This window comes from Allobrachymonas sp. (assembly GCF_041912815.1).
GTDB lineage: Bacteria > Pseudomonadota > Gammaproteobacteria > Burkholderiales > Burkholderiaceae_C > Brachymonas.
In genome coordinates this window covers 121,184-137,708 of sequence record NZ_JAYRLV010000007.1, presented here as the reverse complement: position 1 = coordinate 137,708, position 16,525 = coordinate 121,184, and the positions used below count along the sequence as shown (strand labels likewise).

The following is a 16,525-nucleotide window of genomic DNA, read 5'->3' as shown; positions in this document are numbered from 1 at the left end:
TCCGCGAGAAGGGCGACACCATCATCAAGGAGGTTCCCGTCTATGTGCCCGTTCAAGCCGATGCTGCTTGCACTATCAACCGTGGCTTTGTGCGCCTGCACGACGCTGCCGCCGCCGGTGAGCTGCCCGAGCCCGCCAGAGATGCTGATGCGGCCGCCGCAGGCATTGCGCTCTCTGCCGTCGCCGGAACCCTTGCCGCCAACTACCAGACCTGCCACGAAAACGCCGAGCAACTGAGGGCGTTGCAGATGTGGGTCACGGAAACAATGGCAGTCGCAAAACAGTGATTTGGCGCTGGCCAACTTCCGCCTTTCTGACGCACATCTATCCTTACGTCCACACCTCGTCCAGATTCTTTGCCGCGAGCAGCTTTTCCCGCAGCGCGTAGCGGGACGACTGCATATTGACCTCGCTGTTCTCCGGGCGCGGGATCGGGACAATCGCAGTCGCTGGCCCTTTGAACTTGATCATGTACTTCCCTGTGTCGTTGTAAGGCAGGATGGCCTCGACCTCGGCAATGTGGGTGATCGCTGCGACGGGAGCGACTTGATAGGCAGCGATGAACTTCAGCTTCGAGATGTGCTTCGCATTGATCCGAACGGCAAACCAGCAGTTCTCGTTCAGGAAGCGCTGCTTGAATCCTTCCTCGCGTGCGGGAACGACGACGGTGTCGAACTTGTCGTTCTCCGAACCAACTGGCTGCACCTGATCGCTCGGGTCTTCCTGCTTAGGCGGGGTGAAAGCGTTGATGCCAAGCATCGGCAGGATCAGCAACATGTCGGCCAGGAAGGCCTGCGCCGTTGCCTTGGCTGCCGGGGCCATCGTCGGAGCCGTCGGGTTGTTCTTGTTCAGAAGGATAGCCCGGTCATGCTTCTTGGCCAGCGCAACCAGCGCCGACTCAAGATATTGGACTTCGGTCTTGCCGATCTTGTGGTTGCGGTCGAAGAAGTAGACGCCCCACACCCAACCTTCCTTGTTCGAGACGTGGTTCTTCAGCCGGTCACCGACGGGGTCAGCCTCGCCGATGTAGATCGTCTCTTCGGCGGCATTACCGACGAGGATGTAGATACCGGCCTGCGAGAAGCCCGGCTCCTGCTTCAACAGATGGAAAAGCTCCTTGTTGAAGACTACGCCGTAGCCCGACCAGTTCGACTTGTCGAGGTGGCGAATCCCCTCTGGGTCACCGGTCGTAGCGAAAAGGGTAATTGAAAAGGGTTGCATGCCAATCTCAGAATGTTGTCCGCCATCGCGATGCAGCCGTATCACAGCGAAATCTTCTTCTTAATCGCTTGGGTTAGTGAATCAATCTGATGTGTATTTGAGAGAATTAGGTCGGCGTACGATCGGCGATTTGCTCCCGCCCCGCTGTTATTTACAGAGAAAAGATTAGCCAGAGCATTTTTTTGCATTTGTAAGTCAGCAAACCCCATAATATATGCAATCACGGAGGCTGCAGAAAAGTCTTGAATGTAGCCTTCTGAATATTTTTCAAGGCTTAATTGAGACGCGGTGATTTCGTTCTTGAAAAACTGCATATTTGCTGGTACAAACATCACTTGAATACATGCATCAGATAGGTGATAGTGGGGCCCTGGCTGATTAACAATTAGTCTGCGCGAAGAGTTCAGTGAGGATGGGTCTGAAATTGTTTTTTCGCCTGAGGATTTAATTTCTAGTTCTATCGAAGTTGCGTCCTTTTCGATTTTTAAATCAAACATGTCTCTATTTCTAAAGTCATCGGTTCTGATTTGATCGTATTCAATTAGAAATGGTGAAACTCCGGCAATCTCTTGTAGCAAGTATTTCTTGACAATATTTTTTGCCAGATCTCCAAGGAAAATATTCTCAAACCGCTTATGGGGGGATCGCCCTTGCCAAGTATCTGCCGTGTGGTTTGCTTTCTTTAAAGCAGTGCTTTTTGCCCAATTTATTTCCGCAGGCAGATCAGCAACAGTGTATTTTTCTACTAGCTTTCCGTTGTTTAACTTGATTTTCATGATTTCCCTTTGTGAAACACAATCATTTTCTGCCGAAGAAATGCCTCCTACATCAGCGGAGGCAATCAAGGCTCAGATTTGTCTGAATTTCCTACAATGGCGGTATCTATTGTTTGACCAACTCCATAAGTCGCCCAAAGCTATCCACTACGTCATACTTCACATTTTCAGGTGAGTGGCGACGATTCATCTCATCGAAAAACCTGCGAGCGCATTTGATCTTAGTTTTCTCGATCTCACGCAGATCCATCGTGGACATCGATCCTTTGGTTTCCGCGACGAAGTAAATGTGCTTCACCGCGCCTTCCTTGAACGAGATGGCCCAGTCCGGGTTGTAGTCGCCTACCGGTGTCGGGATCAGGAAACCGCGCGGCAACTTGGCATACACAACGACTTCAGCGCTGGCCTCCAACGCCTCCGCAAAATCGCTCTCCGGCTTCGATCCGGAATCCGGCAGCACGAAGTCGTAAATGTGGTGCCTGGGAGTCTTGACTGCGTTGCTGAAGTCCTGCTTGGTCTGCCCGGCTGTGAAGATGTCCAGATCGAACTTGTCTTCCACCGGGTCATAGGCCAAGTGCTCGATGATGACCGTGGCCTTCTGCTCGTTGATCAGGCGAATCGCCTCGGCGATGAAGCTCTCCGGGTTGGTCTTGAACTGCGCGAATACGGCCGCGTTGAGTCCCTTCAGAATGTCGGTCACCGTACGCCGTGTCAGCTGGGTGCCTTCCGCAAGTTTGCCGATCAGGTCATACTTGACAGCTGAATGGATTGAAACGCGGTTAGTTTCCGTCTCAGAGTCCTTCAATTCGAAAGCTTTGCCGCCCTTGATCCCATCGTAGGTCACAGCGGCTGCCTGTTCACCGTGCTGGATGGTGTACTGCAATGGGGTCACACGAAGCCCAGCATCTTTGTCGTTGAGTGTCTTGACCGCTTTCTGCACCAGCTCGTCGGAGTTGAAGTCGACGCTGTACGCCGCTTTACGGTTGATCCGATTCCAAAGCTCCTTGAACTCCTGCTTCTCAAAGTTGGCGTTCAGCGGGTTCTTCTTGGGCCTGCGGTCGTCACCAATTTCGGGCAACTGGCTCTCGCTGAAGACACTGTCAATCAGTTTGAGCACCTGCTCGGCATGTGGTGCCAACTCGGGGGGCAGCGCAGCCAGCGCGCCGTCTTTCTTGGCCTCGTGGTACGCGGTGGTGATGCGATCTGCGTCGTCGGTGTAGTCGTGCTTGAGCAGGTACTTGTAGATCTGCTTAGCGAGTTGCGGTGTGACCTCGACATCACCAGTCGCTGTCTTCAGAACTTTGCCGGTGAAGTAGGCCTCATTCGCCAAGCGCGGACGCGCCGACAGCGACTCGCTGATGTCCTTCTGCAGCGCCGCCACGAATTCCTTGTAGCTCTCGCTGGCCACCACAGTCAGCACGTTCACTTCGTGTACCGTGGCCGGGTGATCCATCCTGTCACCGCTTTGGTTGACGGACAGTCGCAAGCCACGTCCCACTTCCTGGCGGCGGGAAATTGTGTTGTCACTGTGCTTGAGCGCACAGATCACAAACACGTTCGGGTTGTCCCAGCCTTCACGCAGGGCAGAGTGCGAAAAAATGAAGCGCACGGGCTCGGCGAACGACAGCAACCGTTCCTTGTCCTTGAGGATCAGGTCGTAGGCGTCTACGTCGTCAGAAAGTCCCGCGTTCTCGCCACGCGCTACGACCGATGGGTCGGCCAGTCGTTTGCTCTTCTTGTCGATGGAGAAATAGCCGCTGTGAGTCTTTTCGGCAGAAATCCCTTTGAGGTATTTGACGTACGGCGTCTCATCCAGCTCCAGCACCTCGTTGAGGAAGAGCTGGTACTCCTCCTCGAAGATGTGGGCGTACTCACCTTTTTCGTCGGGCTGCGAGTAGTCTCGGTACTTGACCACTTCGTCGATGAAGTAAAGCGTGAGCACCTTCACGCCTTGCTGGAACAGCGCCTGTTCCTTGTCGAAGTGCGCCTTTATGGCCTCTCGGATCTGTATGCGGCGCAGCGCGGCCTCGGTCACATCACCAGTCGCATCCCCGACGGTGAGTTCAACGCCATTAGTGAAGGTCAGGGTGTCGGAGTTGGCGTTGATATCGGCCACGACAAAGCCATCCCGATACTGATCGAGCCCGTTCGACAGATCGAACAAGTTGTCGCCTTTTGAGAGCTTCCTGACCACCCGCTTGATGTTTCCGCCCGCCAGTTTTTGCTCGAACTCCACACGCGCTTCTGGAGGCTTCTTGTTCGATATCTCGATGGACTGCAGGTACAGATAACCCGCCGTGCCCGCAAGGCCTTTCACCGCGATGCCGCGAACGGCAATTTTTTTCACCAGCTTCTGGTTGTAGGCGTCCAGCGCATCGAGACGGTGGATCTTGTTGTGCGTAGTCTTGTGGGTGGCCGAGTAGCGCAACACCATCAACGCCTTGAACTCCTCCAGAGACTTCAGCGTCGCCGCGCCTTCCATCTTCTGCGGCTCATCCAGAATCAAGATGGGGCGGTTTGCGCTGATCACGTCGATGGGCTTGCGCGACTGGAAATCGTCCAGCACGTCATAAATGCGACGGTTGTCGGCCCCTCGTGCGGCGAAGGCCTGGACGTTGATCACCATCACGTTGATGCCCGCATCCGAAGAGAAACTCTCCAGGTGGTGCAGCTGCTTTGAGTTGTAGATGAAGAAGCGTGCCTTCTTGTGATAGCTCTCCAGAAAGTGCTCGGCGGTGATCTGCAGCGACTTGGCCACGCCTTCACGGATGGCGATGCTGGGTACCACGATGATGAACTTGCTCCAGCCGTACTGCTTGTTCAGCTCGAAAATGGTCTTGATGTAGCAGTAGGTCTTGCCCGTGCCCGTTTCCATCTCGATGTCGAGATTGACCTTGGCCACCTTGGTCTTGACCAGTGCGTCCGACACGGGCAGATTCTGGCCGTGCTGCACGGCTCGGATGTTGTCGAGCAGCGCTGTTTCCGACAACGTGAAGTCGGCGTTGCGGAACGCGGCTTCCCTTTCCGCTGCAGCTTCAGGCGAAGCGGCCTCCAGCGCGAGCGCCGCTTGCGGGCTCGCTGGGGCTGCTTTCTGGCTGCCGGGATCGAGCCGATAGCGAACGCCGCCATGATGCGGAACCTGCCCCTTGAAGCAATCTACTACTGCCTGCACCGCCGCCGTCTGGTAGGCCTGCGTCTTGAATTTCAGCTTCATCGCAGCCTCCTCAGATGCACTTCACTTCGGTGGCAGGCGACAAGAGTTTGAAGATCTGCTCAACGTTGATCTTGGTTGCGTCGTCCTTGAAGCCCGCATCGCGGAAGACAACCCGCAGCGGCTGGCGCTTGGCCAGTTCCTTTACGAATGCTTCGTCAATGCCACTGTGCGCGTTAAAGCAGGCAGCCAATGCGTTGTCATCAACAAAGAACACTTCTTTGTCCTGAATGGATTCCCTGGCAATCGGCAACGCAAGATCAACACCCCAGTCCAGCATCACCTGGAACAGCAAGTCTTCCTCTGTACGGTTGGGCTTGATATTGTCGACAAAAAGATCGACCTCAGCCTTGTTCAGCGCGTCGGGCACGTAATAGACGTCCGCCATGTTTGAGGTATCAACTTTGAGTACCCTAAAGCCAATATCCTTCTTCCATTCGCTGTGGCATGGACCTGCAAGGACAGTTGCGCCGGATTGCTTGATCCGCTCGATACCAATGGCAGATATAGATTTAAAACCAAGTTTGAGTGCCTGCGACTTTTCGGAGCAAGCCTCCGGAATTTGGATAACGATAAATCTTCTGTTTCCACCATCCTCAGCGTTGGCCTTCATTACAGCGTGAGCCGTTGTGCAGGAGCCAGCAAAGAAATCAAGAACAATGTCGTCATTACGGCTGGAGAATGAAACAAGTTTTTGCACAAGACTAGATGGCTTTGGATAATCAAACATCCCTTTCCCGATAAGCTTTTGAACCTCTTTTTTTGCATTGTCGTTTGAGTACTCATTCTCAATAAACTCAATACTTGGTAGCGCCTTGGTTCTGTCTTCGATTACGACCGAGTAGCCTCCACTAGGCCCATCATCGATGGTTGCTCTTTCATAGGTCTTGGTATAAATCCGAGCTCCATTCCTGCCGTTTTTTATTACGACGAAATCATTAGCTAGGCCGAAATTAAACAGATCTTTCGACCATCGCCAGCGATATCCATCTTTTGGGTTCTCTGCTCTTCTTTGCTCCCATTCTTTCTTGGTGACGCCGCCGGCGTAATAAAAAACGCCATCTACCTCTATTTCATAGTCGAGCGACTTGACGTAGCCAAGCGTGTCATAGTCGAGGGTCTGGTTTAGTTTGTATTTACCCCTCTCATCGACATGTTGATCACTGTTTGAGAACCCTTCGTCGCTATGTTCAAAAGGATACAACCTCGCCGCATCTGATTTTGAATAGCAAATAATATAATCATGGTTCTTCGATACTGCATCGGTCGATTTCCCTCCCTTTTTTGTAATTCTTGGGAAAGTCGCGATAAAATTTGAGCCGCCAAATATTTCATCGCATAGCTTTTTTAAATTCGCTTGCTCTTCGTCTCCAATGCTTATAAATATAAGGCCATCATCCGAAAGCAGGCTTCTTGCAATTTTTAGGCGCGGATAAATCATGGATAGCCAGTTCGAGTGATATCGACCCTGCGTATCCGAATTAGTGACGAGCCTGTTTTCTAATTCATCGCGCTCGCTCGCTTTTTGACGGAAGTCCGATGCACCTTCCGTGAAATAGTCGTTGTAGATTAAATCGCTTCCGGTGTTATAGGGTGGGTCGATATATATCGTCTTAATCCTACCGAGGTAGTTGTCTTGAAGAAGCTTAAGAGCCTCTAAGTTATCACCCTCGATGAAGATGTTTTTTGTTTCGTCGAAATGCAGGCTTTCATTGCGGGATGGGCGCAGAGTTTTCTGGATGGGTGAGTTTGCTGCCAAAATCGACTCACGCTTTCCCGGCCAATTTAGCTGGTATCTCTCTTGTGTCCCCTCTAAAACCGAATCAGCCAACTCCTGTCGTAGCTGGTCAAAATCCACCGCCAGCTTCACGTTGCCGTCTTCACCCTTGGCTTCCGTCACGCAACCCGGAAACAGATCGCGAATGCGGGCGATGTTGTCTTGCGTGAGATTGGGCGAGTGCATTTTCAATTTGTCCATTTTTGGTCCTCTGGTCGCTGCGCTTCCGATATCGGGGTTCAGCGGCTCAATTGTTGAAGTTCAGATTTCAGTTGCCGCAAGGTCGCGTTGATCTCGACCTTGCGGTTAAATTGCTTTTCCTTAGCCAGTCTCGCCTGGGTCTTCTCGACTTCGCGGCGCTTGCTTGCCGCCTGCTCGATACGCGCAATCCAGTCGGGTAAGGCCTCCTGTGGACGTGCTGGCAGCGGCATTAAGCCTTGCAGCAGAACGGAGTACAGGTGGGCCATGTCGAGGGCCAGCGGCATAGGCGTGCGGGCAGTTGCCGCAGGCATCCAGTCGCTGGTGAAGTAGCTGGACAGCACCCAGCGACTGGCGTCGGCTTCGCTCGGGCGCTTGTAAGCCGCCACTACCTGCGTTTTCGCCTGATCGCCCTGGCCTTGGTGTAGTTCAAACATGATCGGGAACTGCACCGCGCCATCAATGCAGCGGAGCACGTCTTCGTGCAGCTCGGTGGACTTGAGCTGGATGCTGAAAATCTGGATTTCCGGCACACCGGGCCGCGCAGGCAGGTTGATCGTCTCTGGGGCGAGCTTGTACTGCCAGACGATCTGCTCGACCTGCTCGACGAACAGTTCCTTCAGCCGGGTGTTGGCCCCGCTGTGCTCATAGATTTTGTTCTTGGGCAGAACGCGTCCGAAAGCAGCTTGTTTGGGGTAGGCGATCAGCGCTGGTTTTTGTGTCGTCGCTCCTTGACTCATCCAGCCTCCTGAATCACGAGGAAGCTGATGAGTTCGAAGTCGTCCAGGCCGGAGATGGTGTCTGTCAATGCCGTGGTCTTGCCACCGCTGAACAGGCTGTCCAAATCCTTTTCTTCCTTTACCTCGATCATCGAACGGATGGACTTGCCCAACAGATCGGAGTAGGGCTGCATCCGGCGGCCATCTGCCGTTTCCTGATTGAAGCGCTGGCACACGTCGACGATGGGTTTGTCCTGGCCCTTGCAGCAGGTACGCACCAGATCGAGTAGGCGCTTCACCTCGGTGTGGTCATGAATGACCTCTCCCTCGCGGTTGATGTAGACGAGGTAGTACGGGTGCAGGCGGTTGTGCTGGTTGAGGCTGATCCCAGCATTACGATTGCGCAGCGTGAAGATCGCGCCCGGTCGTAGGCCCATCTCGGGTCTAGCGGGAACCACTGCGTGCATCCCGTTAGGCACATTGCTCAGTTCGCCGTGGGCTTTGACGTAGTTGAGCAAATCCATGCGGAAGTCGTTGAGGCCAAGGTCGGTGATCGAGACACCGGTCTTCAAATCCTCCAGCTCGATCACTTCCTCCTGCAGGCGACGCAGTTGCTCCTTGCGGTACGACACGTCGTTGGCCTGCGCAGACAGCACGTTGTCGTCACCCGTCGCGGTGACGTCGGCGATCATCATTCGGCTCTCGACGCGCTCCTTGAGGTTGATGTACTCGTCGAGCGAAATGTCGGGCCAGTAGTTGACTAGCTGGATGCTGCTGTTGGGCGAGCCAATGCGATCTACCCGGCCAAATCGCTGGATGATGCGTACTGGGTTCCAGTGGATGTCGTAGTTGATCAGGTAGTCGCAGTCCTGCAGGTTCTGGCCTTCGGAGATGCAATCGGTGCCGATCAGCAGATCCACCTCGTGCGGCTCGTCCGGTAGTACCACCGCCTTCTCTTTAGAGCGAGGGGAGAACAGGGTGAGCAGCTCCTGGAAGTCATAGCTGCGCTTCTGAGTTTTGCTCTTGATGGTGGACTGCGGCGCCCCCTTTCCGGTGACCTTGGCCGTGTGGATGGCGAGCGTGGCCAGCAGCTCCGGCGCAAGGTTGGCGTACAGGTAATCAGCTGTGTCAGCAAAGGCTGTGAAGATCAGTACCTTCCTGTTGCCGGGGTTGATTGGGTTTGCAATCTTGCCGAGCAGTTGCGCTTTGAGGTGCTGCAACTTGGCGTCGTCCTGCGGCGTGATCTTGTTCATCGAAGCCAGCAAGGCATCGATGACCTGTAAGTCCACCTTCAGTTCGTGCTCCCAGGACGGTAAGTCCATGTCGGCGAGGCTGATCTTGATCTTGCTGCCGATCTCGCCGCCCTCGTCGCCAGGCATTGGCAGCTCATCGTCCTCTGCATCTAGCCCTTCCAGCACTTCCGTGAGGTCCCCCACCGTGACCGCGCCGCCGGATTGGTTGAACGCGGCGATCTTTGCGAGGGTGGCTTCGTTGTTGGCCCGCAGCGATTGCAGCGTTAGCCGGAAAGACTGCACCGAACTTTCAAGCCGTTTTAGCAGGTTGACCGTCATCAAGGCCTGCAGGCTCTTTTCGCGGTCGGCTTGGCGCAGCGTGCCCTTGCCGCCTACCTTGGTGTCGTAGATCTCCTCGTACTTCTTCAGACGGCTGGGCAGGATGTAGCTGATGGGCGCATACACGGCCAGCTTGAGCAGTGAGAGTTGCTCGAAAATTTCGTTGAAGCCCAACACGTCCGACCGCTCGGTCAACGGGCAGTGAAACGACAGCGGTTTGCGGCGCTCCGGAAATTGACCGATGTCCTTGGTGTCGTAGAAGGTCTGGATGTGCTTACGCGAGCGTGCGATGGTGACGCTGTCGAGCAGCTCGAAGAAGTCGAAGTCCAGTGAGTCGAGGATCGCACGCGCGGTACGTTCTTCCGGGGGGAGCTTCGACCAGGCATTGAAGGCTGCTTGTGCGCCTCGGAAAATCTCCTCAACGCTTCTGTCTGTGCGCAACTTTTTTGTGAGGTTTTCGGAGTTGCCTTCGTAGGCCAGGGCCAGTTGGTTGCGCAAGTCAGTAAAGCGGTTGTTGACTGGCGTGGCCGACAACATCAGCACCTTGGTCTTGACCCCTTCTTGGATCACCTTGCGCATCAGCTTCTGGTAGCGGGTTTCCTTATCCTTGTAGGCGTCGTTGTTGCGGAAGTTGTGCGACTCATCGATGACGACGAGGTCGTAGTTGCCCCAGTTGATTCGGTTCAGCGGCGTACCGAAGGACTCGCCGCTGGTGCGGGACAGATCCGTGTGGCAGAGGACGTCGTAGTTAAACCGGTCGCGGGCGAAGATGTTGGTCTTGAGGTTGCGGTTGTAGTTCAGCCAGTTATCCGCCAGCTTCTTGGGGCAGAGCACCAGCACTGACCGGTTGCGCAGCTCGTAATACTTGATGACGGCCAGTGCGGTGAAGGTCTTGCCCAAGCCGACGCTGTCTGCAAGGATGCAGCCGCTGTAGGTTTCCAGCTTGTTGATGATCCCGGTGGCAGCATCCTTCTGGTAGTTGAACAGCTTGTTCCAGATTAGGGTGTCCTGGTAGCCCGTGCGGTCGTTGGGCAGGACGTCTTCGTCGATGTCGTCTAGGAACTCGTTGAAGATGTTGTAGAGCATCAGGAAGTAGATGCTCTCGGGTGAGTTCTCTTGGTAGACCGAGGCGATGTGCTCGCAAATCTGCGCTGTCACGTCCTCCAGCTTTTCGGGGTCGTTCCAGATCTGATCGAATAGGCTCAGGTACGTGGCAGCAAATGGTGCCTCGTCCATCTTGTTGACGAGGTTGGAAACCGCATTGCCTTGCTGGTACCCGAGATCGACAGCGGTGAACCCGTGCAGGGGCATGTAAGCCGTGTCGGTGCCGCCAGCCTGGACGCAGGCGAACTGCTGCATCGGCGCTTTGGTGCGGTTGCTCTTGAATTTGGCCTTGCGCCGTATCCACTCGGCGCACTCCTTGGCCACCGCCCGCTGGGTGAGCTTGTTGCGCAGCTGGATTTCAAACTCGCTGCCGTAGAGGCTGCGCTCCCGGTCGAGCTTGGGGATGTGGAACTCCTTTCGCTCTTTGCGAATCTTGTCGGTGACCTCGTTGGCAACAAAGGTGGGCGAGGTGAAGATGAAGTCCAGCTCGTCAATCTTTTCCAGCTCGGCTTTCAGCGCCTCGAAGGCGTACATCGAAAAGCACGAGGCCGCGACCTTCAGGCGCGCGCCTGGCCGGAGGGTCTGCTTGAGATCGTCGCCAAGCAACCTGCTGATGTTGTCGATCAGTTCCATCAGTCGCTTGCCCCCGAATCTTTGTTGGTCAGATTGGCGGCAATCCACTCATCCAGGTCGCTGCGACGGAAACGCCACGTGCCGCCCAACTTGAAAGCGGGGAGCTTGCCTTCGGCCGCAAGGCGGTAGACGGTGCGCTTGCCAGCCTTCAAGTAAGCGGCCACCTCGTCCAGGGTCAGGATTTCACCTTCCGGGTCTGCCATCGTCTCGCCTTTGCCGTTGATGAGTAGGGATTGCCAAGAGTTGCCAATTTTCCCATATGACGGCGAACTAGACCAGAGGCTGGGCGAAGAAAAGAATGGCCAAATCGTTGAATCCACGCCCTCAAGGCCAAGGCGTTACCATCTGGCTCGGATTGCGGACGCGGGTTCGGTTCCGTGTTCCGCCACCATTATTGAAGCCCCAACTGTTCTCAGTTGGGGCTTTTCTCGTCTGATAGCGACAGTTCACGCAGGTTCCTGTGGAAGCCTGCGGACTTCGCCGTCAGGTCGTCGGATCCGTTCTCAGCCACTTTTGGCTCTCTTCCGGCGATTTTTCTCCCGGACTTCGCTCTTCACCAATGGCCCGAAGTTCGCGGGAGCCCGCTACGTAGCTCACTGAAATCAACGGGTTACGCGCGGACGATTCAAGTGGTTGGATTGCGGCGTTGCCTGTATGGCAGGGACAGCGTCGGTTAGGCCTGTCGATGCTGGTCGATGAAGCACTCAGATCGTGAACACGTTCGCAAGAAGGTGTACCGTACCTGAGGGTAGGCCCGTTCAGATGTGTTCGATTGCATCGAGTGCTTCTACAACCCGACGCGCCGGCATTCGACGCTCGACTATCTCAGTCCCGTACAGTTCGAGCAAGCTCAAAAAGCTTAGGTCGGTGTCAATGGAACCGGCAACAGCCCACTGTGATGAACCTAAAAAAGCGTTCAAGCATGAGGCCAGAACGGCGCAGTTCACTGACATCAGCTGTCAGTTACATCTTGTAAGATGCATGAGACCACGAAGTCTCCACTCATCAGCAAATCTATGTTCGCCCTGCAAGCCTATCTTTCGCAAAACGCACCGGCCATTCAGCAAATCTTGCAAAAATATGGTCGCCCCACGGACTGGATTGACAGCTTGGCCCAAGAATCGCAAACGTTTGTCGTACGTGTCCCGTTGATGGGGGCCTTCAGCAGTGGCAAGTCCTCCCTGCTTAACGCATTGCTCGGCGAGCGTGTTTTTACTACCAGTATCGATCCGCAAACTGCGGTTCCCGCTGAGTTGCGGTACGGCGAGAAGAGGGCGCATTACGCGGCACACTGGCCTGATGGCCGCACCGCGCCACTCACGGCACAGCAAGTGCTGGACAATGAACTGGATCACTTGGAAGGTGGTGGGTGGGTAGAGGTTACTTACCCTTCGGCGACATTGGCGCGATGGCCTCATTTGTGTTTGGTGGATATGCCTGGTCTCGATGCAGGCATAGAAAGGCACAGCCGAGCCATAGACGGTTATGCAGACCGCAGCTTGGCCTATTGTGTCGTGGTTAGCGCCAAGGAAGGTACCTTGCACCAGTCTGTGCGCAACGCACTGGTAGAACTGCAACTGCACAATCGCCCAGTAGTCGCTGTGATCACCAAGGCGGATCAGGTTCTGCCCGCTGATTGGAATGCCATCGCACAGCAGGTCAGTCAAGATATTGCCAATGCCATGCAGCAAACGCCCCTGGAAACGGTTGTCACCAGTGCACGCATCAAAGACCTCAATGCACTGATTGCAGCGCTGGATGGACTTGAGCAGCAATCCGAAGCGCTGTTCAACAGAAAAGTGGGCACCATTCTCGTGCGACAGCTCGACACCTTTTCGCGCTATCTGCAAACGCTGGAAAATAAAGACGATCTGGACGGTGAGGCTGTCCAGATTGAGCTTGCGCAAGTACAGACCCACATGGCTGCATTTGAAGAAAAGCTCCATGACGAAACTCAGGCACTGCATGATGCCTTACCACGCGCTGAAGCACATATTCTGGAGAGCGTTGAATCTGCCCTGTGTGCCCAGACAGACCACTATATCAGCTGTGTGCTGTCTGGCGACCTGGACCTGAAAACACCCATCAGCCAGACCGTGCGATTGTCTGTGGCCAAAGGAATACAGAAAGAGTTTGCACCCGAAATGCGCCGCTACCTTGAGAGGCTGGCTGAAGCACTCCCGGAAGAATTTGCCTGCAGTGTTGACGTGCCAGAAATTGCCATATCAACCAGCGATGTGGATACCAGTACGCTATCTACCAGCTTGCTGCAAGGTCTGGGGCTTTTGTTAACGCGATTTGTGCCCAAACTGGCGGGGCCGATTGCCATGATTGCGAGCGTACTGCTTCCGGTTCTCATATCCAGTTTTTTTGGATCCCGCGATGATGCAGCCAAGGCAGAACAACGCGAACAACAGCGGCAGAGAATTCGAGCGCAGCTGACGGGAACCATATTTCCACAAGTGATCGCGCAAATCCGTCCGATGCTCACACAGACCCTGCAGCAGCAAGCCAATACAGCGTATGACCAAATTCAGTCGGCAGCAGCGCAACAGCGCGACTCGCTGGCAGCAGCGCTGCAGCAGTTGCAGCAACGTTTGCAGGCCAGCCGTGAAGTCTTCGCTGCACAGTTGCAGCAAATCGTGGCAGACCGGACGCAAGTGCAGGAGTGGATTCAGTACGCCCATTCCTACGCAAGCCATGGATAACCAGGGCTTGCCTGTCTACACCCCACGAATGGCAAACCTATCTACTTGATCGACATCATCACGCAAAAATGACCGACGTTTCTGCCATCCCTTCCCTTTCATCTGAAGACTTGCGCAGCCGCTACCAGCTGTTGTGTCGCGCTACCCAGCCCCCAGACAGCGGCGCCTTGGTGCAACAGGACCTGGAAAAAATGCAGTACCTGCTGCAGCATGACCTGCTGGAACTGGCCCGCAAAGGCAGTCCCAACAACTTCGCAGACATCTACTTCGCGCTGGAGCAGGAACTGGAACGGTTTCGTGAGTTCTGTGCCTTTCCTGCACTGGCACAAAAAACGACCATTGCCTTTGGTGGCGGATTCAGCGCTGGAAAATCCAGCCTTATCAACGCCCTGCTTGGGCAGCGGCTGCTGGCGACGCAAATCGATCCGACCACTTCGGTGCCCACCTATCTGATGCACGGTGCCAGCCATACCGTGTCGGCGTTGAACCAGTACCACAACTGCATCCCGCTCAGCCCGCAGGAATTTCTTACGCTCACGCACGATGAGCTTGTCCGCTACGGCAGCAGCGTAGGCCGTCTGCTGAATGCAGCCTTCGTAACCCATCCCGACTTCCCCTGGCCTCATCTGGCCTTTATCGACACGCCTGGCTATTCCAAGCCTGATGACGAAAACTATAGTGCCCGTACCGATGCGCAACTCGCACGTATCCAGCTCAACACAGCACACGCCATCGTATGGGTAGTATCGGCCGAAAGTGGCAATATCACCGAAGACGATCTTGCCTTCTTGGCAACGATCAACCGCAACATTCCGCGCATTGTGGCTGTGACACGTGCCGATAAGCGCACTCCGCATGATGTGCAGCGTATCGTTGAACTGGTGCAGCAAACTCTGGCCCTACGGGGCATGCCAGCGCAGGCGGTCATTCCAGTTTCTGCGCGCAAAAAGGCCGAATACCCCGTCGAACCCTTGCTACAGGCCATCGGCCAATTCAATGGCCAACCACGTGAGCCTGATTTTGCTCGCCACTTCAAGCGGCAATTTTTACGCTACAGCCGCTACCTCGAAGAAGCGCAGTGTGAGCTTAATCTGCACCTAAACCGCCTGAATCGCATCGTTGCGCTGGTGGACGATGATGACGCCGCACAAGATGTGCAAGGCCTGATCGATCGCGCGCAGCAAGAACGTACCCACCTGCAAGCCCAGACAGAAGGCCTGAAAGCGTTTTCAGGCAACTGGTTTATGCAATTGAAAAAAACGGGTGAAAAATTCAGCATCGCTCTGCCAGAACCCTCAGCCGTGGAACTGCTGGATTTATGTGAAGTCAACCTTCTGACCATGCTGCGCGCCGAACGCGAACGCCAAGGCGCTCCCGAGCCGGACTACGCACACATTTTGCAAGCATTGGGCGCGAGCAAGCCTGAACCGTGGCGGCGCGACGCTCTGCTGCGGCATGGCGCCACGAAGTCCCTTCTGTCGTTGCTCAGCTTTGCAAACGCAGCCACTGGCCCCAGCCCCCGTCTGGCGAAACTTCTGCAATATCCCAGGCAACAACTGCCTTGGCAAAGTGCATGACACATCGCGGTGCATTCACTGCATGGGTTGCTGCAAGCGAGCGAATCAACATACTCAATTATCGTCATGAACCAAGAACAACCGCTTCAGGAGTTTCAGGAAATTGCCCATGTACTGGGGCAACTGGCGAAGCGCCTTCAGCAGGCAGCTGACGCCTCGACCGCCACTTCTGCCAGTACAGCCGCACAAGCTCTTGAGCTGGGGCTGGATGCCGCACTGCAAAACACGCAGCCTTTGCCCAAACACCACCTGGCCATTGCCGACAAACGTACCCGCCAGCAATACGCCACCTTGCTGTGCGCCATGCTCATGGTGGCGGGGCCACTGGGTGCGGCGCAGCAACGCCTGCTGGGCCTGCTGCTCAATGCGCTCAACCTGCCCGGGCAAATGGCCGACTTGCTGGCCAAGGCCTACCGCATTCAGCCTGCAGACGTGACCAGTTTTTTGCAACTGTCCAGTCAGCATGATTGTTTTTCAGAGTGCCTGCTGGCCGATGCGCTGGTGCTGATGCGCCTGGAACAGCCACAGCTGCACTCTGCTCAGCAGAAAATCGTTATGGAATATGCTGCAGCCACTGCAATGCCTGAGCATGACGTGCGCTATGCTGCTGGCCTGTCGGATCTGGTTTTGGGGTATGCAAGCGATTTTCCCAAATCGATGCAGGATTTTCATCTCGACGTGACGGGGCATTTCTGCAAAAAAGGTGAGCGCATCAGAGCAGGTGCGAAATCGTTCTATGCGTCATCCAATGGATATTTATTGGAGTCCATGAAACAAAATGATGGAGATGAAGGATTTGTCTTTTTTGAACTGTCGCCTTCCTCTAAAGTCTGGAGTAAAGAAATGCCCAGACGTGTAAAGCAACTCAGGGGCTGATGCTTGCAAATGGCGCCGCAATACTTCAAACCAGACCAACCATCGCTCGCACCGCTTCGCGGTGTGCTGATGCCTGCAGCAAAAAATTTGCCCGTTGAATTTTCCCATGCAGCGCAATTGCCGCTGAGCGCTTGTTTGGCGTTGAATGGTTACC

At 54.9% G+C, this 16,525-nt stretch carries 10 protein-coding genes and 2 pseudogenes; 5 read left to right on the top strand and 7 right to left on the bottom strand.

Annotated elements, in window-relative coordinates:
• Positions 1–287 (top strand): annotated as a pseudogene (locus ACE3P9_RS07565) (hypothetical protein); the annotation flags it as partial.
• A gap of 43 nt (positions 288–330) precedes the next feature.
• Here the strand turns inward: ACE3P9_RS07565 and ACE3P9_RS07560 are convergent.
• Genes ACE3P9_RS07560 through ACE3P9_RS07530 form a run of 7 tightly spaced genes read right to left on the bottom strand, consistent with a single transcriptional unit; the run spans position 331 to position 11,413 of the window.
• The gene (locus tag ACE3P9_RS07560) at positions 331–1,221 is read right to left on the bottom strand and encodes a GIY-YIG nuclease family protein (RefSeq protein ID WP_374492978.1); all 891 of its coding nucleotides are present in this window, start codon (positions 1,219–1,221) and stop codon (positions 331–333) included.
• Positions 1,222–1,262: 41 nt separating this feature from the next.
• A complete protein-coding gene (locus ACE3P9_RS07555; protein WP_374492977.1) occupies positions 1,263–2,066 on the bottom strand; it encodes a hypothetical protein in 804 nt (267 codons plus the stop codon).
• Positions 2,067–2,103: 37 nt separating this feature from the next.
• Entirely contained in the window at positions 2,104–5,211 is a 3,108-nt protein-coding gene (locus ACE3P9_RS07550) for a type III restriction-modification system endonuclease (protein WP_374492975.1), read from the bottom strand.
• A gap of 10 nt (positions 5,212–5,221) precedes the next feature.
• Positions 5,222–7,186 carry a site-specific DNA-methyltransferase gene (locus ACE3P9_RS07545; RefSeq protein ID WP_374492973.1) on the bottom strand — a complete coding sequence of 655 codons (1,965 nt, stop codon included), beginning with the start codon at positions 7,184–7,186 and terminating at the stop codon, positions 5,222–5,224.
• Between the two features lie 38 nt (positions 7,187–7,224).
• Positions 7,225–7,923, bottom strand: a complete 699-nt coding sequence (locus ACE3P9_RS07540; protein ID WP_374492971.1) for a DUF4391 domain-containing protein — start codon at positions 7,921–7,923, stop codon at positions 7,225–7,227.
• Positions 7,920–11,210 carry a helicase-related protein gene (locus ACE3P9_RS07535; RefSeq protein ID WP_374492970.1) on the bottom strand — a complete coding sequence of 1,097 codons (3,291 nt, stop codon included), beginning with the start codon at positions 11,208–11,210 and terminating at the stop codon, positions 7,920–7,922. The genes ACE3P9_RS07540 and ACE3P9_RS07535 overlap by 4 nt, the downstream gene beginning before the upstream one ends.
• Entirely contained in the window at positions 11,210–11,413 is a 204-nt protein-coding gene (locus ACE3P9_RS07530) for a helix-turn-helix domain-containing protein (RefSeq protein WP_031672511.1), read from the bottom strand. The genes ACE3P9_RS07535 and ACE3P9_RS07530 overlap by 1 nt, the downstream gene beginning before the upstream one ends.
• A gap of 549 nt (positions 11,414–11,962) precedes the next feature.
• Here ACE3P9_RS07530 and ACE3P9_RS07525 point away from each other — a divergent pair.
• The 4 genes and pseudogenes from ACE3P9_RS07525 to ACE3P9_RS07510 form a co-directional block, all read left to right on the top strand.
• A pseudogene (locus tag ACE3P9_RS07525) lies at positions 11,963–12,073 on the top strand (IS3 family transposase); the annotation flags it as partial.
• A gap of 114 nt (positions 12,074–12,187) precedes the next feature.
• Positions 12,188–13,918: a dynamin family protein gene (locus ACE3P9_RS07520; protein WP_374492968.1), complete on the top strand. Its 1,731-nt coding sequence runs from the start codon at positions 12,188–12,190 to the stop codon at positions 13,916–13,918.
• A gap of 68 nt (positions 13,919–13,986) precedes the next feature.
• Positions 13,987–15,495, top strand: a complete 1,509-nt coding sequence (locus ACE3P9_RS07515) for a dynamin family protein (RefSeq protein WP_374492967.1) — start codon at positions 13,987–13,989, stop codon at positions 15,493–15,495.
• 66 nt (positions 15,496–15,561) lie between these two features.
• Positions 15,562–16,371 carry a hypothetical protein gene (locus tag ACE3P9_RS07510; protein ID WP_374492965.1) on the top strand — a complete coding sequence of 270 codons (810 nt, stop codon included), beginning with the start codon at positions 15,562–15,564 and terminating at the stop codon, positions 16,369–16,371.
• Positions 16,372–16,525: the final 154 nt, after the last annotated feature.

What these genes read in the sequence shown, in the direction of transcription:
- ACE3P9_RS07560 (WP_374492978.1), bottom strand. Translation starts at nt 1,221, where the DNA reads ATGCAACCCTTTTCAATTACCCTTTTCGCTACGACCGGTGACCCAGAG.
- ACE3P9_RS07550 (WP_374492975.1), bottom strand. Translation starts at nt 5,211, where the DNA reads ATGAAGCTGAAATTCAAGACGCAGGCCTACCAGACGGCGGCGGTGCAG.
- ACE3P9_RS07545 (WP_374492973.1), bottom strand. Translation starts at nt 7,186, where the DNA reads ATGGACAAATTGAAAATGCACTCGCCCAATCTCACGCAAGACAACATC.
- ACE3P9_RS07540 (WP_374492971.1), bottom strand. Translation starts at nt 7,923, where the DNA reads ATGAGTCAAGGAGCGACGACACAAAAACCAGCGCTGATCGCCTACCCC.
- ACE3P9_RS07535 (WP_374492970.1), bottom strand. Translation starts at nt 11,210, where the DNA reads ATGGAACTGATCGACAACATCAGCAGGTTGCTTGGCGACGATCTCAAG.
- ACE3P9_RS07530 (WP_031672511.1), bottom strand. Translation starts at nt 11,413, where the DNA reads ATGGCAGACCCGGAAGGTGAAATCCTGACCCTGGACGAGGTGGCCGCT.
- ACE3P9_RS07520 (WP_374492968.1), top strand. Translation starts at nt 12,188, where the DNA reads ATGCATGAGACCACGAAGTCTCCACTCATCAGCAAATCTATGTTCGCC.
- ACE3P9_RS07515 (WP_374492967.1), top strand. Translation starts at nt 13,987, where the DNA reads ATGACCGACGTTTCTGCCATCCCTTCCCTTTCATCTGAAGACTTGCGC.
- ACE3P9_RS07510 (WP_374492965.1), top strand. Translation starts at nt 15,562, where the DNA reads ATGAACCAAGAACAACCGCTTCAGGAGTTTCAGGAAATTGCCCATGTA.